The sequence below is a fragment of the Dactylosporangium sp. NPDC000555 genome, from assembly GCF_040300025.1.
GTDB lineage: Bacteria > Actinomycetota > Actinomycetes > Mycobacteriales > Micromonosporaceae > Dactylosporangium.
Map to the genome: position 1 here is coordinate 88,527 of NZ_JBEPDB010000020.1, position 21,320 is coordinate 109,846.

The window sequence follows — 21,320 nt, forward strand, 5'->3', positions numbered from 1 at the left end:
GTCACCGCACCTTCGGAAAGCCCAGGTCGATCTCGGAGGTGGCCGGGTCGGGCCAGCGGGAGGTGACGACCTTGCCGCGCGTGTAGAACTGGATGCCCTCGGGGCCGTACATGTGCAGGTCGCCGAAGAGCGAGGACTTCCAGCCGCCGAAGCTGTAGTAGGCGACCGGAACGGGCACGGGCACGTTGACGCCGACCATGCCGCAGATCACGTCGTACTGGAACCGCCGGGCGGCTCCGCCGTCGCGGGTGAAGATCGCGGTGCCGTTGCCGTACTCGTTGTCGTTGACGAGCTTGACCGCCTCGTCGTAGGTCTCCGCCCGCACGACCGACAGCACCGGCCCGAAGATCTCGTCACGGTACAGCGGGGAGTCGGTGCCGACCTTGTCCACGAGCGACGCGCCGAGGAAGAACCCGGGGCCGCTGCTGACCGGTGCCTCGCGCCCGTCGACGACGACCTCGGCAGTGCCGGGGTCGGCGAGATAGCCGGCCACCCGGTCGCGGTGCTCGCGGGTGATGAGCGGGCCCATCTCCGAGGCCGGGTCGGTGGCCGGGCCGACCGCGATCCGGCCGATCCGCTCGCTGATCGCGGCGACGAGCGGGTCGGCGACCGAGCCCACCGCGACCACGACGGAGACGGCCATGCACCGCTCCCCCGCCGAGCCGTAGCCGGCCGAGACGGCGGCGTCGGCGGCCGCGTCGACGTCGGCGTCCGGGAGTACGACCATATGGTTCTTGGCGCCGCCGAGCGCCTGGACCCGCTTGCCGGCGCGGGTGCCGGCCTCGTAGACGGCCCGGGCGATCGGCGTGGACCCGACGAAGCTCAGCGCCCGCACCTCGGGGTGGGCGATGAGCCGCTCGACGGCCTCCCGGTCGCCCTGCACGACGTTGAACGCGCCGTCGGGCAGCCCGGCCTGGCGCAGCAGGTCGGCCAGCAGCAGCGAGACGGACGGGTCCTTCTCGCTGGGCTTGAGCACGAACGTGTTGCCGCACACGAGCGCGTTGCTGAACATCCACATGGGCACCATCGCCGGGAAGTTGAACGGCGTGATGCCGGCGACGACGCCCAGCGGCTGGCGGATGGAGTACACGTCGACGCCGGTGGCGGCCTGCTCGCTGTAGCCGCCCTTGAGCAGGTGCGGCGCGCCGGTGGCGAACTCGATGTTCTCCAGCCCGCGGGCCAGCTCGCCGGCGGCGTCGGCGACGGTCTTGCCGTGCTCGGAGCTGACCAGCGACGCGATCTCCTTGCGGTTGGCGTCGACGAGCTCGCGGAAGCGGAACATCACCTCGGCGCGGCGGGACAGCGACGCCGACCGCCAGGCCGGGAAGGCGGCGAGCGCGCTCGCGACCGCCACGTCGGTCTCCGCGGTGGTGGCCGCGACGACGTACGCCTGCTGCTCGCCGGTGGCCGGGTCCCACACCGGCAGCCGCCTGCCGCTGGTGCCGGACACGGCCCGCCCGTCGAGCCAGTGCTTGATCTCACGCATGTGGTGACCCCAGGTTCTCTACAGCAGGTAGTCCGACAGTCCCCGGCGGAGGAACTGCCCGTGGCCCTTGCGGCCGTGGTATGTGCCGCCGGAGACGATCACGGTGCCGCGGGAGATGACCGTGTCGACCTTGCCGGCGATCTCGTAGCCCTCCCAGGCCGAGTGGTCCATGTTCATGTGGTGCGTCTCGGCGCTGATGCGGGTGCGGGCCGAGGGGTCGTACAGCACGATGTCGGCGTCGGAGCCGGGCGCGATGATGCCCTTGCGCGGGAAGAGGCCGAACATCCGGGCCGGCGTGGTCGCGATCGTCTCCACCCAGCGGGCCAGCGAGAGCTTGCCGTCGACGACGCCCTGGTAGAGCAGGTCGACGCGGTGCTCGACGCCGCCGATGCCGTTGGGAATCTTGGAGAAGTCGCCGACGCCCAGCTCCTTCTGGTCCTTGAAGCAGAACGGGCAGTGGTCGGTGGAGACGACTGACAGATCGTTGCCGCGCAGGCCCTTCCACAGGTCGGCGCGGTGGCTCTCGTGCTTGCTGCGCAGCGGGGTCGAGCACACCCACTTGGCGCCCTCGAACCCGGGCGCGCCGAGCTGGTCCTCGAGCGTGAGGTACAGGTATTGCGGGCAGGTCTCGGCGAACACGTTACGGCCGAGGTCGCGGGCGGCCGCGACCTGCTCGAGTGCCCTGGCGGCGGACAGGTGCACGATGTACAGCGGGCAGTCGGCGGCGACGCTCGCCAGCCAGATCGCGCGGCTGGTCGCCTCGGCCTCCAGCGCCTCGGGGCGGGTGAGGCCGTGGTGGATCGGGTCGGTCTCGCCGCGCTCCAGGGCCTGCTTGACGAGCACGTCGATGGCCGGGCCGTTCTCCGCGTGCATCATGATCATGGCACCGTTGTCCCGGGCCTTCTGCATCGCGCGCAGGATCTGGCCGTCGTCGCTGTAGAAGACGCCGGGGTACGCCATGAACAGCTTGAAGCTGGTCACGCCCTCGTCGGCGACGAGCCGGTCCATCGCCGCGAGCGACTCGTCGTCGACGCCGCCGAGGATCTGGTGGAACGCGTAGTCGACGTGGCACTCGCCGGCCGCCTTGGCGTGCCAGGCGGCGAGGCCGTCGTGGACCACCTCGCCGGTGCGCTGGACGGCGAAGTCGATGATGGTGGTGGTGCCGCCGAACGCGGCGGCCTTCGTGCCGGTGTCGAAGGTGTCGCTGGCGAAGGCGCCGCCGAACGGCAGCTCCATGTGCGTGTGCGCGTCGACGCCGCCCGGGATGACGTACTTCCCGGCCGCGTCGACGACCTCGAAGTCGCCCTGGGCCGGCCCGTCGCCCGGCATGAAGATCGCGGAGATCTTCTCGCCGACGATCAGCACATCGGCCGGGATCGCGCCCTGCGGGCCGACGACGGTTCCGCCCTTGATCAGCTTCATGGTCACGGCCTCACCAGTTCGCCGTAGGCGTCGGGGCGGCGGTCGCGGTAGAACTGCCAGCGGTCGCGGACCGCGGCCAGCAGGTCCATGTCCAGGTCGCGGACGATCAGCTCGGGGTTGTGCGCGTCGCCGACCTCGCCGACGAACCTGCCCTCCGGGTCGACGAAGTAACTCGTGCCGTAGAAGTCGTTGTCCCCCAGCGGCTCGATGCCGGTGCGGTTGATCGCGCCGATGAAGTACTCGTTGGCCACGGCGCTGGCCGGCTGCTCCAGCTGCCAGAGGTACGCCGACAGGCCCCGGCTGGTCGCCGACGGGTTGAACACGATCTGCGCGCCACCCAGACCGAGCGCGCGCCAGCCCTCGGGGAAGTGCCGGTCGTAGCAGATGTAGACGCCGACCTTGCCCACGGCGGTGTCGAAGACGGGGTAGCCGAGGTTGCCGGGGCGGAAGTAGAACTTCTCCCAGAAGCCCTTCACCTGGGGGATGTGGTTCTTGCGGTACTTGCCGAGGTATTTGCCGTCCGCGTCGACGACGGCGGCGGTGTTGTAGAGCACGCCGGGCTGCTCCTGCTCGTACATCGGCAGGATCATGACCAGGCCCAGCTCGACTGCGAGGGCCTGGAAGCGCTCGGTGGTGGGGCCGGGGATCGACTCGGCGTACTCGTAGTAGGCGGAGTCCTGCACCTGGCAGAAGTACGGGCCGTAGAACAGTTCCTGGAAGCAGATCACCCGGGCGCCCTGGGCGGCGGCCTGCCGGGCGTAGTCCTCGTGCGCCTTGATCATCGACTCCTTGTCGCCCGTCCAGTGCGTCTGGACGATGGCGGCCCGGATGACTGTCATAGCTGCCCCTCTCTGGTCAGTCCACTGTGGCCGGTTGCGGCCGGCGGGTAGTGATCTGGTGGCCGCGCCCCCTGATCTTGTCTCGGGTCGGATGCCGTAAGACACTGACGACACAAATCTAGGCGGACAATCGGCCGAGCGTTACCGAATGTTTCGGAGATGTGATTTGCCCGCGCTCAACCCCGCGGCGCTGGGCCTGCCCACCGTCCGCGACGCGGCCCGCGCGCTGGGCATCTGCCCGACGACGGTGAGCGCGGCGCGGCGTGGTGCGGCGCGGCGTGGTGCGGCGCGGCGTGGTGCGGCGCGGCGTGGTGCGGCGTGGTGCGGCGCGGCGCGGTGTGGTGTGGCGCGGCGTGGTGTGGCGCGGCGCGGCGCGGCCATCCAGACCCACGGCCGCTCGGGCACGGTATCGCGGTGGCCCCCGGGCCCCTTCGAGGGCGAGCCGCCTGGACACCGACCACGTCCGCATCACCGCGGGCCTGGTCCGCGACGACTTCGACGCGCTGGCCGGCATCCTCGCCGAGGCCGCCGGCGGCGGCCTGCGCGGCCGCGAACCGCCGACCACCGACCACCCCGCGGCTGGCACTGACGTGACCGGCTCGGACGCGTGACCGGCCGAGCAGCCATCCGGAGCCGCCGCGCCGGCTGGTGCGTGACGGCCGCGACAACCGGGCGCGGGCCCCTGGCCGCCCGGGCGGCGACGCGGGAGTCTGACAGTGCACGGCCGGCAGCGACGACGGGACGAGAGGACAGCGCATGCGATACGTGGCGATCGGCGACAGTTTCACCGAGGGGATGGGTGACGAGCGCCCGGACGGCTCACCACGCGGCTGGGCCGACCTGGTGGCGGCGGGCCTGGCCGCGGCGAACGGCGGTGCCGTACGGTACGCGAACCTCGGCATCCGCGGCCGGCTGCTGGAGCCGATCGTCACGGAGCAGCTCGACGCCGCCCTGGCCATGTCGCCGGTTCCGACCCTGCTCTCGCTCAACGGCGGCGGCAACGACATGATGCGCCGCGGCGCCGACCTGAACCGCCTGCTGGAGCTGACCGAGCGGGCGGTGCTGCGCTGCTCCGCCGCGGGCGTGCGGCTGATGGTCCTCAGCGGCGCGGACCCCTCCGACCACCTGCCGTTCGGCCGGGTCCTGCGCCGCCGCGGCGACCTGCTCACCGAGGCGGTCAAGGACCTGACGGCGCGCCACGACGTCCTGTTCGTCAACGTCTTCGGCGACGCCGAGATCCGCCGCGCCGAGTACTGGTCCGCCGACCGCCTGCACCTCAACGCCACCGGCCACCGACGGGTGGCCGGGCTCGTGCTGGGCGCCCTGGGCCTGCCCGCCACCGACCACCGCGCCGACGCCGCGGCGGCGCCGGCCCGCCGCCTGCTGGCCGAGGCACGCTACTACCGCGAGCACGTCTTGCCGTGGGTCAGCCGCCGCCTCCGTGGCCGCTCGTCGGGCGACGGAAGGGCGGCCAAGCATCCGGACTGGACCGCCGCCCCCGCGTAGGTCCTTGTTCGCGGCGACGCGGTCAGGATGAACCTGCGTGCGCCGCATCGCGCTCGTGCGCCAGGCGGTCGAGGATGGCGGCGCTCGGCTCCCTGGCCGTCGACGTCCCGCCATCGCAGGTCGGCGTCGCGTCCGGGGTCAACAACACCGCGCTGCAGGTCGGGTTCGCCCTCGGAATCGCCGTCTACGGCGCCCTGCTCGGCACCTTCCCACCCACCACCGCCGGCTTCGCCGACGGACTCAACCACCTGATCGCGATCGGCGCCGGCACCGCACTCGCCGCCGCGGCCATCACCGCCGCGCTGCTGTCACCCGGCCGCCAACGCATGTCAGCCTGATCCCGCAACACCTTCGCTGCGCGACCGCCCGAGACGGCGACCGGTTTGGCGGCCCGGCGCGCCCATTCGATGACCCCGGGCTGTCCGCCACGGCTGGTCGTCGGTCCGGCCAGAGCAGCGCCACACGAGCACCGCCAGCCAGGCCCGAGGCGATTCTCCGTGATCACGGAGCGAACGCGCTGCTTCCTTGTGCATTTTTACTCCGTGATCACGAAGAACATGATTATCGGGCGACGCAGATCGCAGGCACGGCCCGCGCCGCCCGAACTCGGCTTCTCTCGATGCCGAGTTCGAGCTCATCGCCGGCGGGCAGGCGGTGGCGATCGCCCCGGCCGGGCCGCGGGTCAACGGCCTGCGCCCGGACCTGACCACGATCCCGCTGGAAGGCGTGCCGCCGAGCCCCGTCGTTGCTGGCCACCCGGGCCGGGGACCACAGCGAGCTGGTGGCCGCGTTCCGCCGGGCCGCGCGCGCCCGCCTCATCGGCCCCGTCTGAGCCGCGCGCCCTCAGCCGCGGATCAGGGCGGCGGTCTGCTCGGCGATCGAGTACTCCTCGTCGGTGGGCACCACGCAGACCGCGACCCGCGCCCCGTCCGGGCTGACGATGCGCTCGCCGGCGGCGTTACGGGCCTCGTCGACCTCGATGCCCCACGCCTGCAGGCCGGCCAGCGACGCCGCCCGGACCGCGGGCGCGTGCTCACCGACGCCGGCGGTGAACACGATCGCGTCGAGGTGGCCCAGGACGGCGTGGTAGGCCCCGACGTACTTGCGGATGCGGTGGCAGTACACGTCGAACGCCAGCGCCGCGTCCTCGTCGCCGGCGGCGCGGCGCTCCAGCACGGTGCGCATGTCGTTGACCCCGGCCAGGCCGAGCAGGCCGGCGTGGCGCAGCAGCACGTCGTCGACGGCGGCGAAGTCCATCCCGGCGACCCGGTTGAGGTAGGAGCCGACGGCCGGGTCGAGGTCGCCCGAGCGGGTGCCCATGACCAGGCCCTCCAGCGGCGTGAGGCCCATCGACGTGTCGACGCTGCGCCCGCCCCGCACGGCGGTGGCGCTGGCGCCGTTGCCCAGGTGCAGCACGATGAGGTTCAGCTCCTCCAGCGGCCGCCCCAGCAGGGTCGCGGTGCGGCCGGCGACATAGGCGCACGAGGTGCCGTGAAAACCGAACCTGCGGATGTCGTACCGCCGGGCGAGGTCGCGGTCGATCGCGTACGTGGCGGCGGCCTGCGGCAGGGTCGCGTGGAACGCGGTGTCGAACACGGCCACGTGCGGCACCGCCGGCAGCATCTCCCGGGCCGCCTCGATGCCGATGATGCCGCCCGGGTTGTGCAGCGGGGCGAGGGGGATGAGCTCGCGCAGCGCGGCGAGCACGGCGTCGTCGACGAGGGCGGGGCGCTCGAAGCGCGACCCGCCGTGCACGATGCGGTGCCCGACCGCCTCGATCGGGATGGCGCCGAGCCCGTCGAGCACCTGCTCCATCGCGGCGGCGTGGTCCGGCACGCCGCCCGGCTCGCCGATCTTCTCGACCAGGCCGCGCTCGCCCGCGGTGGGGTCGTCGAGGTCCACGACGCGGAACTTCACCGAGGAGGAGCCGCTGTTGAGCACCAGGATCATGCCAGGCAGACTACTGCGGTGGCCCGCATCGTGTACCTCGTCGAGCACGGACCGGACTCCGGCAAGTCGGCCGTGGCCCTCGGACTCGCCGAGTTGTTGTCCCGCAAGGTTCCCCGCATCGGCGTGTTCCGGCCGGTCGCCCCGGCGGCGGAGGACGTTCTGCTGGATCTGCTGCGCCTGCGGTACGACATCGGGGATGATCGTCTGACCGGCGTGACCTTCGCGGAGGCGTCGGCGATGCTCGCCTCCGGGCGGTCCGAGGAACTCGTGGGGCAGATCGTCGAGCGCTTCCGGCCCGTGGCGCAGCAGCACGACGCCGTCGTCGTCATCGGCACCGACATCGACGACAACCTGGCGTTCAACGTCCGGCTCGCCAACGAGTTCGGCGCCGTGGTCGTGTCGGTCGTCAACGGCTCCGGCGCCGACGAGGCCACGCTGGACTCCGAGGCCCGGCAGGCCTATCACGCGCTGGCCGACCTGGACGCGACGGTCGCGGCCGTGATCCTCAACAAGACCCCGGCGGTCGTACCCCCGCCGAAGCTGCCGGTCGCCTGCTACGTGATCCCCGACGTGCCCACCATCGGCGCGCCCACGGTCGGCGAGGTCGCCGCCCAGCTCGGGGCGAGCGTGGTCACCGCCGGCCGCGGCGACAGAGACGCGGCGCTGGGCCGCGACGTGCTCGACTACGTCGTCGGCGCCGCCCAGGTGCCCGCGCTGCTGACGCACCTGACCCCGGACTGCCTGCTCATCACTCCCGGCGACCGCGCCGACCTGCTGGTCGCGGCGGGCGCCGCGCACGCCTCGGGTCTGGTGCCGCTGGCCGGGATCGTGCTGACGCTGGGCATCGCGCCCGACCCGGCGGCGCTGGAGCTCTTCGAGCGGCTCAACCCGGGCCTCGCGGTGCTGTCGGTGCCGAAGGCCAGCTACGACACGATCGCCGCCTCGACGCGGGTGGAGCACCGGCTCAGCGCGGCCAACCCGCGCAAGGTCGAGGCCGCCCTCGGCGCGTTCGAGTCGAATGTGGACACCGCGGGCCTGGCCGACGTGCTCGAGTTGACCGGCTCGGCGCGCGTGACGCCGCTGATGTTCGAGTACGACCTCATCGACCGCGCCCGGGCGGACAAGCGGCATCTGGTGCTGCCCGAGGGTACCGAGGAGAGAATCCTGCGCGCCGCGGACATCCTGCTGCGCCGGGGCGTGGCGGGCCTGACCCTGCTCGGCGATCCGGCCGCGATCCGGGCCCGGGCCCGCGACCTGGGCCTGGACGTCGACGCCGCGCGGCTGATCGACCCGGTGACCAGCCCGCTGCGCGAGGAGTTCGCCGAGGTCTACCGCGACGTGCGCGCCCACAAGGGCGTCACGCTCGACCTGGCCCGCGACGTGGTGCGCGACGTGTCGTACTTCGGCACGCTCATGGTGCAGCTGGGCCACGCCGACGGCATGGTCTCCGGCGCCACCCACACCACGGCCGCCACCATCCGCCCCGCCTTCGAGATCATCAAGACCGTCCCGGGCCTCAGCGTCGCCTCCAGCGTCTTCTTCATGCTGCTGCCCGACCGGGTCCTCGTCTACGGCGACTGCGCCGTCAACCCCGACCCCGACGCCGAGCAGCTGGCCGACATCGCGCTGTCCTCGGCCGACACCGCCGCCCGCTTCGGCGTCACGGCGCGGGTGGCGATGCTGTCGTACTCCACCGGCACCTCCGGCTCCGGCGCCGACGTCACCAAGGTCGCCGAGGCCACCGCGATCGTGCGCGAGCGCCGCCCCGACCTGCCAGTCGAGGGCCCGATCCAGTACGACGCGGCGATCGACCCGGCCGTGGCCGCCACCAAGCTGCCCGGCAGCCCGGTCGCGGGCCAGGCGACGGTCTTCGTGTTCCCGGACCTGAACACGGGCAACAACACGTACAAGGCGGTGCAGCGCTCGGCGGGCACGGTCGCGGTCGGCCCGGTCATGCAGGGCCTGCGCAAGCCGGTGAACGACCTGTCGCGCGGCGCGACGGTGAAGGACATCGTGAACACCGTCGCCATCACCGCGATCCAGGCTCAGGGCGCCTAGCGTTTCTTGTCGTACCCCAGGGGCACGATGGAGGGCATGACTGCGAAACTCTCCACCGTCGTGCTGGACACGCCCGACCCGCACACCCTGGCGCGCTTCTACGCGGAGCTGCTCGGCCTGCAGATCACGAAGGTCGAGAGCGACTGGATCGACGTCGGCGACGAGTCCGGCCGGGTCCTCAGCTTCCAGCTGGCGCCCAACCACATTCCGCCGCAGTGGCCGGACCCGAACTATCCGCAGCAGCTGCACCTGGACATCCGGGTCGACGACATCGACGCGGCCGAGTCGAAGGCCCTGCGGATGGGCGCGCAGCTGCTGTCGACGACCGAGACCGGCTACCGCGTGTACAGCGACCCCGCCGGCCACCCCTTCTGCCTCGAGCACGACTGACCCGGCCGCCCCGGCCTCCGCCGCACGCGCCTTGCCCCTGGCCTGGGGCTGGCCCGGGGCCGTCGGCTGGTGGCCGGGGTGCCCGGTTATCGGTCGACCGTGGCCTTCGCGGGGCAGCCGTGCTGCTTCTGCCAGGCGTCGATCTCGGCGACCGGGGACTTCTCCTGGCCGGCCTTCCAGGCATCCAGGTAGGACCACGACCAGATGACCCCGCGCCGCGTCCACCAGTCGCCCGTCTTCTGGCACGCCGGGGAGAGCCCGAAGTGGATGTGGCAGGCGCTCGCGTCGCCGGTGCGGCCGACCTTGGCGACCGGCTGCCCGGCAGCCACCGTCGCGCCCGCCTCGATGCCGTCGTTGATCGACGAGAAGTGCGACATGTAGTACCGCACGCCGTCGGCACCGAGGATCGACACCGACAGCCCGCCGCGGGTGGCCCCGTCGTTGACCTTCGCGGTCCATTTGTCGACCCGCGCCACCTCGAGCACCGTGCCGTCGACCGGCGACAGCGCGTTGAGGCCGCAGTTGGCGATGATGTCGGAGGCCGGGTAGTCGTGGTGGTCGCGCGAGTAGGAGCCCTTGCCCTGCAGCGGGAAGGCATGCTTCGTCGTGCCGCCGCCGGGCGCGGCACTGGTGGCGTTCGCACTGGCTCCGTTGCCGACGTTCCCGGAGGCCGATGGGTCACCGCCGCCGACCTGCCGTCCCTGCGACTCCTGGGCGACGGGCGCCGGATCACCGGCGGGGGCGGGGCCGCCGCAGCCGCCCGCGCCGAACACGGCCAGCAACGCGACCGCGGCAAGACTCATACGCGGCGAAGACATCGCCCGCCACCCTACGCGCCGCGCCGCCGCGCCCCAAGCCGCGCGATCCCGCGCCATCCCGCCGCCCCGAGTTCCCGACCGATCGACGCCCGCACTCTTGTGAGCGACCGTCACTTGGCTGGCAGCGGCAGTCCGCGAGCAAAGTCTCCGTGGTCATGCGCCCCGGCGCCCACAGTGCACGGGGTTCTCCTTGATCACGGAGCGAACGTGCTGCTTTCTGTGCATTTTTACTCCGTGATCACGGCGAACATGATGGTCGGGCAACGCAGATCGCAGGCACGTCCTGCGCCGCCCGAACTCGGCTTCTCGCGATGCCAAGCGCCCAATTGACGGTCACTCTTTGTTCCGCGTTTCGCGTTCGAGCCCCGGCTCCCCGCCCCGTCCGCGCCAGGAGCAGGTGGCGTAGCCGGCCGGGCGGATCGCCGGACACGTTCGTGATGCGCTCTCCTGTCGCCGGGTCCTCGCCGCCGGCCACGTCAGTAGCGGGCCGCATAGCTGGTCGGCGGCTCGCCGAACATGTTCGCGAAGTCGCGGACGAGGTGGGCCTGGTCGGCGTACCCGAGGTCGGCGGCCAGCCCGGCCCAGTCGATCGTCTCGCCGGGCGCGCGAGCCCCATGCGTTCGGTGATCTCATGCAGGCGGAAGCGGCGAATCACCCATTTCGGGCTCACGCCGACGTGCTCGGCGAACAGGCGCTGCAACCGCCGCGCGCCGGTGCCGTAGCGCTCCGCGAGCTGGTCGACCCGCCGCAGGGCCGGCGTCGCAGCGATGTCCGCGACCCAGCCGGCGACCTCATCGCCGACCGGGTCACCGGGCGGCATCCGGGCTCGCAAGAAGCGCTCGAACTCCGCGGCCAGGACCGCCACGGCCCACGCTGCCGTGTCGCCGTTGCCGGCCGCCGGCGCCTTGGCCCGGGCCGTCCACATCACCGCCTGAGCCCCGGCCGTCCGGGTCAACGCCTCAACATCGGCCGTCCGCATCACCGCCTGAGCCCCGGCCGTCCCGATCGACGCCTCAACATCGGCCGTCCGCATCACCGCCTGAGCCCCGGCCGTCCGGGTCAACGCCTCGACCTCGGCCGTCCGCGTCACCGCCTGGGCCCCGGCGGTCCGAGTCGACGCCTCGGCCCCAGCCGTGCGGATCAGGGGCCCCGGTTTTAGGGATGGGAGGTCCGGGCCGAAGACCGCCGCTGCCGGCAGGGCGCGGTCAGTGAGCGCGTCCACGGGCGTGTCAAGGAAGCGGCGGAACACGGCGGGGCGGAACGTCACGCCGAACACGGCGCCGAGGCCCGACAGGGTGCGTTGGATGCGGCCGCGCGATACGCCGCGGACCATCGGCGGGCCGTCGGCCGGGAACGTGAGCTGCACGCTGGGCTGCGGCACGATCAACTGTCGATAGTCGGGCTCGCCGCGCAAGTCCCAGCGGGCCCACCAGTAGCGCGCGACAAGCCTGGCCAGATCGTCGGCGGCGGGTGCGAAGCCGTGGCCCTGGAAGCGGGACCACGCTCCGGCCAGTTCGCGGCTGTCGCGCATCCGGCCAATCATGCCAGCCGGGGGCGTCGCGTTTGTTCAAGACTCGGGCGGTACCCATGCGGGATCTTCCCCTGCATGGAGAAGCACATGTTGTTACGGGAGGCGGCGCTCGGGATCCTCGGCGTCGTGGACCGGATCGGGGAAGCGGATCTCGGGACGGTCACGCCCTGTTCGGGGTGGGACGTGCGGGCGCTGAGCGGGCACCTGCTGGAGTGGGGGCCGCCGCTGGAGGGCGCGGCGCGCAAGGAGTCGGTGCCGCCGGGAGCCGCATACGGGTCAGTGCGGGAGCAACTGGAACGGCTCGCCGAGGCGTGGGGCGCGCCGGAGGCGTGGGGCGCGCCGGAGGCGTGGGCGGGCGAGACGCGGATGGCCACGGCCGCGCTGCCGGCGGACCGGGTCGGCGGGATGGTGCTCGGCGAATTCGTCCTGCACGGCTGGGATCTGGCCCGCGCGCTCGGGGTGCCGGTCGGGTGGAGCGACGACGTGCTGCGCCTGCTGTACGCCGAGATCGCCCGCTCCGCCGACCAGGGCCGCTCGATGGGCGTGTACGGCCCGGATGTCCCCGTCCCGCCGGACGCCCCGCTGCTGGAGCGAGCGCTCGGCCTCAGCGGCCGCGATCCGCGCTGGACGCCGACCGCATAACCCCGATCAGCCGCTCTTACGGCGGCGGGTGCGAGTGGCGGGCTCGACGCCCACGGCCTCGATGACGCTGCACGCGTCGTCGAGGGGGTCGCGCTCGTCGAGGCTGACCGCAACCCGGCGCAGCAAGGCGCGGAACTGGGCGCGCTCGTCCTCGGGCAGGGCGCCCAGCACCAGGTCCTCCACGTGGCGGAGCTTGCGCTGCAGCGCACAGAGGGTCGCGCGGCCCGCCTCGGTGGCGATGATGCGGCGGGCGCGGCGGTCGGCGGGGTCGGGCCGGCGCTCGATGACGCCGGCCTGCTCGAGGTCGTCGAGGAGGTACGTCATGACGGTGCGGTCGATGCCCAGCTTGTTGGCCAGGGCGAGCTGGGTGCAGGCCGTGCCGTCGACGGCGGAGGTGAGCACCTGATAGCCGCGAGGGCCGCCGGGGACGTCGGCGATGACCGACTGGGCGCCCTTCGCGTAGCCACGCAGCAGCACGCCGAGCGCCCAACCGAGGTCGGACTGGAGGTCGACATGGGTGTCAGCCGGGCTCTCCGGCGCCTGCGTCATGGAGCAATGATAAGCAGCTCACTCACGCTTGCCACCAGATGTTCTGTGTCGCAGACTTTCTGCATTGCCACTGGACACCGCGGAGGTACCGGCACCATGCATCTCTTCCGACTCGACGCGAGCATCCGCACGACCGGATCGGTGAGCCGCGCGCTCGCCGACACCGCCGAGCAGGCCTGGCTCGCCGAGCACCACGACGCGGTCGTAACCCGGCGCGACCTGGGCCTCGAACCGCTGCCCGCCGACCTGTGGGCGAAGGCGGCCCGGCACGCGGTGGACCCGTCCGCGCCGCCGGCGCCGCAGACCGCGGCGCTGGTCGAGCGGCTCGGCGCCGAGTTGCTCGACGCCGACGCGTACGTGTTCGCGGTACCGCTGTACAACTGGGGCCTCCCCGCGCACGTCAAGGCCTGGATCGACCTGCTGTTGCTGAACCAGCGCTTCGGCGCCAACGGCGACCGGCCGATCGCCGGCCGACCGGCGGTGCTGGCGCTCAGCCGCGGCGGCGGCTATGGTCCCGGCGCGCCGAAGGAGGGCTGGGACCACGCGAGCCCGTACCTGCGCCGGATCCTCGGCGACACCTTCGGCCTCGACCTGCACGTCGCCGAGGCCGAGCTCACACTGGCGGACGTGACACCGGCGATGGCGCCGCTACGCGGCCTCGCCGCCGACCTGCTCAAGGCCGGGCACGAGAACGCCGCCGCGCACGGTCGCCGAGTCGCGGATCTGGTCCGCGCCTGACAGAGCGCGCGTCGACCGCGCCTCACCGTGACCACAACCATGACCGGCCGCGTCGGTAACCGCGCCTCACCGTGAGTGGCTACCGGCGACAACCGCGACTGGGCCGCGACCGGCCGCGACTGCTGACCGCGAACAGCCATTTCCAGCCCGGGCAGGCCACCTCCGGCCGCACCCCCACATCCGCGCCCGACCGCTTCCAGCCGGGCGAGCCGCTTCTGGCCGCGGGCGTCCCACAACCGCGAACGGTCGCGTCTGTGCGGCCGGGTGGGAAGCGGGCGGTCGGGCCGGCGACGCGCTCACCACCGACCGGCGCGGTGCTCGACCGGGACCGCGGCCGCCACACGGGCACACCGCCTCTGGCCGCAGGCGTCCGACGACCACGAACGGCCGCCACTTCCATCTAGGCGAGCCGCCTCCAACCGCGGGCGTCCCACAACCGCGCGAGCAGCCGTACGGCCACCACTTCCATCCGGGCGAGCCGTCTCCGCGTCGCGGGCGTCCCACAACCGCGAGCAACCGCACGGCCACCACTTCCACTGCACAAATCCGCGTTTCGGACAAACCCGAAACGTCGAAATAAAACAATGCCGCCGCGAGGTGTCGAGACTGATCCGGCCCGGGCTCCGGGCGGGTCAGCCGCCCAGCGGGGGCAGGTTGTTGGTCAGCTCGATCGCGGTGTGGACGAGCGACTGCAGCCGCGCCGTCAGCGCGAGCAGCAACTGGTGGGCGGCCGGCCCGGCGTGGTCGGCCGCCTGCCGCAATGTCTCGAGGTCGCCCTGCACCTGGCTGAGCTGGCCGGTCAGGTCCCCGGCGCCGCGCTCGAGGGCGCCGGCCATGTCGGCCAGGCTCACGCCGTTGGCCTCGAGCACCTTGATCGCGGCGATGCGCTCGATGCACGTGGCGTCGTAAAGCCGGAAGTTGCCGGCCGTGCGCTCGGTCGACTCGATGAGGCCGAGCCCGGTGTAGAAGTCGACGGTGCGCGTCGACACGCCGGCAAGATTGGCGAGCTCCCCGATCCGCAGCAGTCTTGACACAACCCAACCCTACAGTGCCGCGTGCTAGTGTGCCCGCCATGGTCTTCAAGAGCCTGCGCCGCGCCATGGGCGTGGGCGGGCCGACCGTCGATACGGTACTAGAAAATCCCGTGACACGCCCCGGGGAGGTCCTCGGCGGGGCGGTGCGTCTCACCGGAGGCGAGCGCGGCGTCGAGATCGAGCGGATCGTGCTGACTCTGGTGACGAGGGCCGGCGCGCGCACGGTTGAGCTGACGCAGCAGGAGGTCGGCGGCGGGTTCCGGCTCCCGGCGGGCGTCTCGCACGAGGTACCGATGCGGCTCATGGTCCCCCTGAACACGCCCGTCACGCACGTGTACGGCGAACGCGTGCCCGGCCTGGCCGTGGGCGTGCGCACCGACCTGGAGGTCGCGTTCGCGGTCGACCCCGGCGACCTCGACCCCGTCGCGGTGCATCCCCTGCCCGCCGAGGCGGCCGCGCTCGAGGCGTTCCGGGCGCTCGGGTTCCGGCTCAAGTCCGCCGACGTCTCGCAGGTGTTCGAATTCTGGGTAGCGCCGCAGTACCAGGACGTGACCACCGAGGTCGCTGTCGGCTTCACGACCGGCGCCGACGAGGTCGAACTGGTGCTCGACGGCCGCCTGCGCACCCGCCATGAACGGCGCGAACAGGTCGACTGGGCGGCACAGGTCGACCGACTGATGCGGCAGATCGGGCACATACGGCAATAGACCTCAACCGACCGGGCCAGGGGGACGATCGGCCGACACGGTACCGTTGTGCGCACGAGGTTGGCACTGCACTCGTTGGCTACGGACTCGGGAGGCGGGCATGCGAGAGCTTGTCGTGGTAGGTGTGCGTGCGCAGACCTGGCAGAGCCGTCCCGTGGTCCTGCTCAAGGACGAAACCACGGGACGTCACCTGCAGCTGCCCGTCGAGGGCGGCGCCCGCAGCATGGACGAGCCGATCAGCGCCGAGCTGTTCCAGCGCGCGCTGACCGCGCTCCAGGCGCCGCTGCGGGCGGTCGAGGTGGTCGCCGCGCACGGGCCGTTCCAGCTGGTGCTCGGCCCCGGCATCCGCGTGCCCGCCGCGCCGCTGGAGGCGATCGCCCTGGCCCGCCACTGGGGCGTGCCGATCGTGACGACCGATGAGCTGCTCAACTCCGCGTCGGTCGCCGCGCCCGACGGGCCGACGCAGCCGCTGGACCTGACGGCGCACATGGAGAAGCTGCCGTCGGGCCGCGCGACCCTGCTGATCCGCAAGGGTGCCGAGGCCGGCGCGGAGTTCGCGCTCGACGGCGAGATCGTGCGCTGTGGCCGCGACTCGGCCAACCAGATCGTGCTCGACGACAACACCGTGTCCCGCAAGCACGTCGAGTTTCACCGCAACAGCGGCGGCTTCGGCTACTCGATGCTCGACATGGGCAGCCTCAACGGCACCTATGTCAACAGCGAGCGGGTCAAGAGCGCCACGCTCAACGACGGCGACGAGGTCCAGGTCGGCAAGTTCACGCTGCTGTACCAGCTGCGCTGACCCGGACTCCGGTCACCGGTTCTCACCAGTTCGAGGGCTCGTAGTCCTTCAGGAAACAGCCGTAGAGGTCCTCGCCGCGCTCGCCGCGAACGATCGGGTCGTAGACCCGCGCCGCCCCGTCGGCGAGGTCCAGCGGGGCGTGGAAGCCCTCGTCGTGCAGCCGCATCTTCGTCGGGTGCGGCCGCTCATCGGTGATCCAGCCGGTGTCCACCGCGGTCATCAGGATGCCGTCGGAGAGCATCTCCTCGGCGCTGGTGCGGGTGAGCATGTTCAGCGCGGCCTTGGCCATGTTGGTGTGCGGGTGCCCGGGCCCCTTGTACCGCCGGCTGAACTGGCCCTCCATCGCCGACACGTTCACCACGTACTTGCGCCGGGACTGCGATGCCGCCAGCGCCGGGCGCAGCCGGCTCACCAGGATGAACGGCGCGGTCACGTTGCACAGTTGCACCTCGAGCAGCTCCAGCGGGTCGACCTCCTCGACCGTCTGCACCCAGCTGTTGGTGTCGGCCAGATCGGGCACCAGCCCGCCGGCGTCGATCGCGGTCAGCGCGGCGATGCGCTCCGGCGTGGCGCTGCGGCTGGTGAGCGCGAGCGCGGTGAGCGCGTCCGGCGGGATCATCGCCGGCGCCGTGTCGGCGTCGAGCCCCGCCTCCAGCGTCAGCTCCGCGTGCGGGTCCGCCTTGTGGAACGTCACCACGTCCGGCATCGGCCCTTCCAGCACCAGCGGGGCGGACTCGGCCGCCACCAGGTGCGAGTACGAGCCGGGCGTCCGCTTCACCGTCTGCGCCGCGTTGTTGATCAGGATGTCCAGCGGCCCGCGCGCGGCCACGTCGTCGGCGAGCGCCACGACCTGCGCCGGGTCGCGCAGGTCGATGCCGACGATGCGTAGCCGGTGCAGCCAGTCGCCGCTGTCGGCCATCGCGGCGAAGCGCCGCACGGCGTCGTTGGGGAACCGGGTGGTAATCGTGGTGTGTGCTCCGTCACGCAGCAGCCGCAGCGCGATGTACATGCCGATCTTCGCCCGGCCGCCGGTCAGCAGCGCCCGCCGCCCGGTCAGGTCGGTGCGCTGCTCGCGCCGCTCGCGGTTGAGCTTCGCGCACGGCGGGCAAAGCTGGTGGTAGAACGCGTCGACGTCGATGTACCGCGTCTTGCACGTGTAGCACGACCGGGCCCGCAGCAGCTGGCCGGCGCTCGCCCCGATCGTCGGCGAGACCAGCGGGATCCCCTGCGTCTCGTCGTCGATGCGCCCCGGCGCGCCGGTCGCGGTCGCCTCGGTGACCAGCCGGTCGGCCTCGGTCACGGCGGCGCGCCGCTCGCTGCGCCGCTGCCGCTTGACGCTCTTGTACAGGTGCGAGGTCGCCCGCCGCACCAGCAGCACGTCGGGATGGTCCGGCGGCAGCGCCTGCAGCTCGTCGAAGACGGCCAGGCAGATCGCCAGCCGCTCGGGGGCGATGCCCGGAAGGGTCGCCGTGGGGTCACTGATGCCGGTGGTCTGAGGGTCGTGCGGAGTCACGCAGGAACTGTACGCAACGTCCCAGGCCCCGTACCAAACGGAAAACGGGTCCGGAGGGCGCCCTTTGCCGCCCCGGACCCGCCGCTCCGCGGCCACCACCGTCCCCCGTTGCACTGAACCTCGGTGGCACCGCGTCATCCTCGTACCGCCTCAGTAAACACCAGTCGAGCGACAAATCCGGCATATCTGCATAAGTCGGGGCGATGATCCACCGTCCGTGACGACGGACCTTTTTCCTGGCTCGGGCCCGCGTCACCCACGGACCGCCGCTCCCGCCAGACACCGGGCCGGGGCCTGCCTTAAGGGCGGCCCCGGCCCTGCCAGGTCCGCCGTGCCAAGACCCGTCGGGTCCGGCGGCCCTCCCCGCCAGGTTCGCGTGGGCAAGACCGACCAGGCCAGCAGGCCTCCCCGCCAGGCCCATTGCAAGACCGGTCAGACCCGCGGGCCTGACCGCCGGGCCCGCGAGCCGCGTGGAGTGTGGCGCAAATCATGATTTCGAGGCGCTGCGGGCTACCGGGCGCAGCCACGGCACGGCGAGCAGGATCACCACCGGCGGCAGAATGAAGCCCGCGCGGGTCGAGTCGGCGGCGTCCAGGATCGCGCCGTCGATCGCCGCGCCCGCCGCGGCGCCGACCGCGAACGCCGTGGCGACCCAGGCGAACGCCTCCGCGGCCGTGCCCGCCGGCGCGATCCGGTCCACCGTCAGGAAGGCGGCCGCCAGCAGGGGCGGCAGGCACAGCCCGCACAGGACCGTGAGCGGCACCATCGGTACCACCGAGGAGGGCGTCAGCAACAGCGGCACGTACCCCAGGCCGAGCAGCGTCGCCACCAGCGGCAGCCACCGGCCGCCGACCCGCAGCCGCGTGTTGACCAGGCCGCCGATGAGCGCGCCGCACGCCTGGGCGGCCAGCAGCCAGCTCGACCACGAGCGGTGACCGACCGTCTCCGCGTAGTCGAGGATCGCCACCGGCAGGCTGCCCACCCCGGCGCCGACCAGCACCACGGCGATCAGCAGCAGCCGCAGCGGGCCCGAGCGCAGCGCGCCGGCCCAGTGACGCTCCGCGTGCGCGCCGCGCCAGCCGCGCACGGCCGGCGTCGTCACGAACCAGATCGTGCCGAGCAGTTGGAGCGCGGCGGTGGTGTACACGCCGGCCACCCCGCCGCCGAGCGCGACCGCCGCCCCGGCGACGAGCGGTCCGCAGATGAAGACGAGCTCCTGCACAGCGATGTCCAGCGTGTACGCGGTCGGCACCTGCTCCTCGTCCAGCAGGTCCCGCCACAGCACCCGCAGCCCCGCCTCGAACGGCGGCGCGCCGAGGCCCGCCAGCAGCGCCGCGAGCACCGCCGCCCACAGCGACACGCCCTGCGCCAGGATCGCGAACCCGGCGGTGGACACGACGGCACCGCCGAGCATGACCGGCGGCTGGCGGAACCGGTCCGCGATGCGCGCGAGGACCGGCCCTCCGACGGCGAGGCCGGCCGTGTACACGCCCACGAGCAGGCCCGCGGCGCCGATGGAGAGGCTCTCCCGCGCGTACAGCAGCAGGGCCACCGGCGCGGCCCCGAGCGGCAGCCGCCCGACGGTGCTGGCGGCGAGAACCCGAGCGACCTGCGCGGCGCGCAGCACTGCGGAGACCGACATGGCCGCGATCATGCCATCGGCGAAAACTCCGACGAACGCCGAGATGTTCCAACGTGACGGACGGCGGGCATGTACCCGTCATGTCGTCCACTTCGGCCCAGGCCATGAGCCGCTGCCCGGTCTGCGGCGCCCGCGTCCACGTCAACGCCGGCTCCCCCACGCCACCGCACCAGCCCGACGGCGCGGCTCCCGGCGCCGACCAGTGCCCCGGCACGGGCCGGCCGAGCCGCTGAACCAACATTCGCGCAGCACAGCGCGGGTGGGCCGGGGGTGAAAACGCCGGATCACCCGTTTCACGGCGCGGGCGGGCGGGCCCGCGCGGGCACGATCGTCGGCATGTTGCACCTCGATCCCGACAGCGTGCTGGTGACCACCGCCGCTGAGCTGCAGACCCGCCACCTCGCGCGGGACCCCGACGACCCCAGCCGCTGCGGCGCCTGCGGGGCGCCGCTGCCCTGTCCCGTGGAGGCCGCGGCCGCGCTCGTGTGCAGGGCCGGGGGCCTCTGGCTCGAGGGCGACACGATCGTCGAGGCGCTGGAGCCGCCCACCCAGCTCATCGCGATCCTCCCGGCCGAGGTGTGACCGTGCGCCATCTCCAAGTCAAATGACGTAATCGGCGGGGCGGCGGCCGGGCCTAGCGTGGCGGCAGAGCTCTCGAGGAGGAATCAGATGAGTACCGGTGACCCCATCCGCAACGTCGTGCTGGTGCACGGCGGTTTCGTCGACGGCGGCGGCTGGCAGGCGGTGTACGAGCTGCTCAAGGCCGACGGCTACCACGTGAGCGTCGTGCAGAACCCGACCCTGTCGCTGGCCGGCGACGCGACCGCGACCCGGCAGATCCTCAACCTGCAGGACGGGCCCACCGTGCTGGTCGGCCACTCCTACGGCGGTGCCGTCATCAGCGAGGCCGGCACCCACGAGAAGGTCGCGGCCCTCGTCTACATCGCCGCGTTCGCGCCCGACAAGGGCGAGTCCGTCAACACCCTCATCGCCGACCCGCCGCCCGGCGCCCCGGTGCCGCCGATCCTGCCGCCGGTCGACGGCTTCCTGTTCCTCGACCGCGAGAAGTTCCACGAGTCCTTCGCCGGGGACCTCCCCGCCGGCCGCGCGGCGTTCCTCGCCGACGCGCAGGTGCCGTGGGGCCTGGACGCACTCGCCGGCGCGGTCACCGAGCCGGCCTGGCGCACCAAGCCCAGCTGGTACCTCGTCGCCACCGACGACAGGATGATCCCGCCGCCCGCCCAGCGGGCGATGTCCGAGCGCGCCAGCTCGACCGTCGTCGAGGTGCCCGGCAGCCACGCCATCTACGAGTCCCGCCCCGACGCGGTCGCCGACCTGATCAAGCGAGCCGCCACCGGCCAGTAGCCGGACATCAGCAGGCGCCCTGGCCACACCGGCCGGGGCGCCTCACCACGTCCCCTGCCGGTCTCGGTCCGACGCGCATCCCCGCCGCCGGGCTTGGTCGTGCCGGCGGGGCCGGCCGCGTGTACAACAGATGCGTGGATGCCAAGCGCGCGCAGGGAATCGGGTTCGCCGCCGCCATGGGCGCCGCCGCCGGGGCGGCCCTCGCCGCGCACCGCGGGCCGCGCGGTGCCGTCACGGGCGCGCTGCTCGGAGCCGGGGCGATGGCCGCCGTCGACGCTGCCGCCCGGGCGATGCAGCGGCCCAACGAGATCCCCGCCGTATGGGCCCG

The 21,320-nt window shown here is 72.7% G+C and carries 22 protein-coding genes and 1 pseudogene; 13 read left to right on the top strand and 10 right to left on the bottom strand.

Annotated elements, in window-relative coordinates; genetic code table 11:
• Window position 1 precedes the first annotated feature (1 nt).
• The 3 genes from ABT297_RS15550 to ABT297_RS15560 are packed head-to-tail and all read right to left on the bottom strand — an operon-like array spanning window position 2 to window position 3,747.
• Complete coding sequence (locus ABT297_RS15550; protein ID WP_350549276.1) at window positions 2-1,486, bottom strand: CoA-acylating methylmalonate-semialdehyde dehydrogenase; 1,485 nt, start codon at window positions 1,484-1,486, stop codon at window positions 2-4.
• Window positions 1,487-1,504: 18 nt separating this feature from the next.
• Complete coding sequence (gene hydA / locus ABT297_RS15555) at window positions 1,505-2,908, bottom strand: dihydropyrimidinase (RefSeq protein ID WP_350549321.1); 1,404 nt, start codon at window positions 2,906-2,908, stop codon at window positions 1,505-1,507.
• Window positions 2,909-2,910: 2 nt separating this feature from the next.
• Window positions 2,911-3,747, bottom strand: coding sequence for a nitrilase-related carbon-nitrogen hydrolase (locus ABT297_RS15560; protein ID WP_350549278.1), 837 nt, complete (start codon window positions 3,745-3,747; stop codon window positions 2,911-2,913).
• A gap of 263 nt (window positions 3,748-4,010) precedes the next feature.
• Between ABT297_RS15560 and ABT297_RS15565 the strand changes: the two genes are divergently transcribed.
• From ABT297_RS15565 to ABT297_RS15575, 3 genes are all read left to right on the top strand, one after another.
• Entirely contained in the window at window positions 4,011-4,358 is a 348-nt protein-coding gene (locus ABT297_RS15565; RefSeq protein ID WP_350549280.1) for a hypothetical protein, read from the top strand.
• Window positions 4,359-4,503: 145 nt separating this feature from the next.
• Entirely contained in the window at window positions 4,504-5,253 is a 750-nt protein-coding gene (locus ABT297_RS15570) for an SGNH/GDSL hydrolase family protein (protein ID WP_350549282.1), read from the top strand.
• Between the two features lie 74 nt (window positions 5,254-5,327).
• Entirely contained in the window at window positions 5,328-5,591 is a 264-nt protein-coding gene (locus tag ABT297_RS15575) for a hypothetical protein (protein ID WP_350549284.1), read from the top strand.
• A 505-nt stretch (window positions 5,592-6,096) separates the two neighbouring features.
• Here the strand turns inward: ABT297_RS15575 and ABT297_RS15580 are convergent.
• On the bottom strand, window positions 6,097-7,203 hold the full coding sequence (locus ABT297_RS15580) for an acetate/propionate family kinase (RefSeq protein ID WP_350549286.1): 1,107 nt from the start codon (window positions 7,201-7,203) through the stop codon (window positions 6,097-6,099).
• An 18-nt stretch (window positions 7,204-7,221) separates the two neighbouring features.
• Here ABT297_RS15580 and pta point away from each other — a divergent pair, with 18 nt between their 5' ends.
• Window positions 7,222-9,261: a phosphate acetyltransferase gene (gene pta / locus ABT297_RS15585; protein WP_350549288.1), complete on the top strand. Its 2,040-nt coding sequence runs from the start codon at window positions 7,222-7,224 to the stop codon at window positions 9,259-9,261.
• A gap of 36 nt (window positions 9,262-9,297) precedes the next feature.
• A complete protein-coding gene (locus ABT297_RS15590) occupies window positions 9,298-9,651 on the top strand; it encodes a VOC family protein (protein ID WP_350549290.1) in 354 nt (117 codons plus the stop codon).
• 86 nt (window positions 9,652-9,737) lie between these two features.
• Here ABT297_RS15590 and ABT297_RS15595 read toward each other — a convergent pair whose 3' ends face one another.
• Together ABT297_RS15595 and ABT297_RS15600 are read right to left on the bottom strand one after the other, a co-directional pair.
• The gene (locus ABT297_RS15595; RefSeq protein ID WP_350549292.1) at window positions 9,738-10,469 is read right to left on the bottom strand and encodes a M23 family metallopeptidase; all 732 of its coding nucleotides are present in this window, start codon (window positions 10,467-10,469) and stop codon (window positions 9,738-9,740) included.
• 238 nt (window positions 10,470-10,707) lie between these two features.
• The gene (locus tag ABT297_RS15600; RefSeq protein ID WP_350549294.1) at window positions 10,708-12,012 is read right to left on the bottom strand and encodes a DUF6597 domain-containing transcriptional factor; all 1,305 of its coding nucleotides are present in this window, start codon (window positions 12,010-12,012) and stop codon (window positions 10,708-10,710) included.
• A 63-nt stretch (window positions 12,013-12,075) separates the two neighbouring features.
• Between ABT297_RS15600 and ABT297_RS15605 the strand changes: the two genes are divergently transcribed.
• Window positions 12,076-12,642: a TIGR03086 family metal-binding protein gene (locus ABT297_RS15605; RefSeq protein WP_350549296.1), complete on the top strand. Its 567-nt coding sequence runs from the start codon at window positions 12,076-12,078 to the stop codon at window positions 12,640-12,642.
• Between the two features lie 6 nt (window positions 12,643-12,648).
• Here ABT297_RS15605 and ABT297_RS15610 read toward each other — a convergent pair whose 3' ends face one another.
• The gene (locus tag ABT297_RS15610; protein ID WP_350549298.1) at window positions 12,649-13,191 is read right to left on the bottom strand and encodes a MarR family winged helix-turn-helix transcriptional regulator; all 543 of its coding nucleotides are present in this window, start codon (window positions 13,189-13,191) and stop codon (window positions 12,649-12,651) included.
• A 96-nt stretch (window positions 13,192-13,287) separates the two neighbouring features.
• Here ABT297_RS15610 and ABT297_RS15615 point away from each other — a divergent pair, with 96 nt between their 5' ends.
• Window positions 13,288-13,929, top strand: a complete 642-nt coding sequence (locus tag ABT297_RS15615; protein ID WP_350549300.1) for an FMN-dependent NADH-azoreductase — start codon at window positions 13,288-13,290, stop codon at window positions 13,927-13,929.
• Window positions 13,930-14,561: 632 nt separating this feature from the next.
• Here ABT297_RS15615 and ABT297_RS15620 read toward each other — a convergent pair.
• Window positions 14,562-14,963, bottom strand: coding sequence for a MerR family transcriptional regulator (locus tag ABT297_RS15620; RefSeq protein ID WP_350549302.1), 402 nt, complete (start codon window positions 14,961-14,963; stop codon window positions 14,562-14,564).
• 38 nt (window positions 14,964-15,001) lie between these two features.
• Here ABT297_RS15620 and ABT297_RS15625 point away from each other — a divergent pair, with 38 nt between their 5' ends.
• Together ABT297_RS15625 and ABT297_RS15630 are read left to right on the top strand one after the other, a co-directional pair.
• Complete coding sequence (locus ABT297_RS15625; protein WP_350549304.1) at window positions 15,002-15,670, top strand: sporulation protein; 669 nt, start codon at window positions 15,002-15,004, stop codon at window positions 15,668-15,670.
• Between the two features lie 100 nt (window positions 15,671-15,770).
• Entirely contained in the window at window positions 15,771-16,472 is a 702-nt protein-coding gene (locus tag ABT297_RS15630) for a bifunctional nuclease domain-containing protein (protein WP_350549306.1), read from the top strand.
• A 22-nt stretch (window positions 16,473-16,494) separates the two neighbouring features.
• Here ABT297_RS15630 and ABT297_RS15635 read toward each other — a convergent pair whose 3' ends face one another.
• Entirely contained in the window at window positions 16,495-17,985 is a 1,491-nt protein-coding gene (locus tag ABT297_RS15635) for an SDR family NAD(P)-dependent oxidoreductase (RefSeq protein ID WP_350549308.1), read from the bottom strand.
• 487 nt (window positions 17,986-18,472) lie between these two features.
• Window positions 18,473-19,627 (bottom strand): MFS transporter, encoded by a 1,155-nt coding sequence (locus ABT297_RS15640; RefSeq protein WP_350549310.1) that lies wholly within the window; start codon window positions 19,625-19,627, stop codon window positions 18,473-18,475.
• A gap of 80 nt (window positions 19,628-19,707) precedes the next feature.
• Between ABT297_RS15640 and ABT297_RS15645 the strand changes: the two genes are divergently transcribed.
• The 4 genes and pseudogenes from ABT297_RS15645 to ABT297_RS15660 all read left to right on the top strand — a co-directional run.
• Entirely contained in the window at window positions 19,708-19,860 is a 153-nt protein-coding gene (locus ABT297_RS15645; RefSeq protein WP_350549313.1) for a hypothetical protein, read from the top strand.
• Between the two features lie 103 nt (window positions 19,861-19,963).
• Window positions 19,964-20,209 (top strand): hypothetical protein, encoded by a 246-nt coding sequence (locus ABT297_RS15650; protein ID WP_350549315.1) that lies wholly within the window; start codon window positions 19,964-19,966, stop codon window positions 20,207-20,209.
• 87 nt (window positions 20,210-20,296) lie between these two features.
• Window positions 20,297-20,992: an alpha/beta fold hydrolase gene (locus ABT297_RS15655; RefSeq protein WP_350549317.1), complete on the top strand. Its 696-nt coding sequence runs from the start codon at window positions 20,297-20,299 to the stop codon at window positions 20,990-20,992.
• A gap of 134 nt (window positions 20,993-21,126) precedes the next feature.
• Window positions 21,127-21,320, top strand: a pseudogene (locus ABT297_RS15660) (hypothetical protein); the annotation flags it as partial.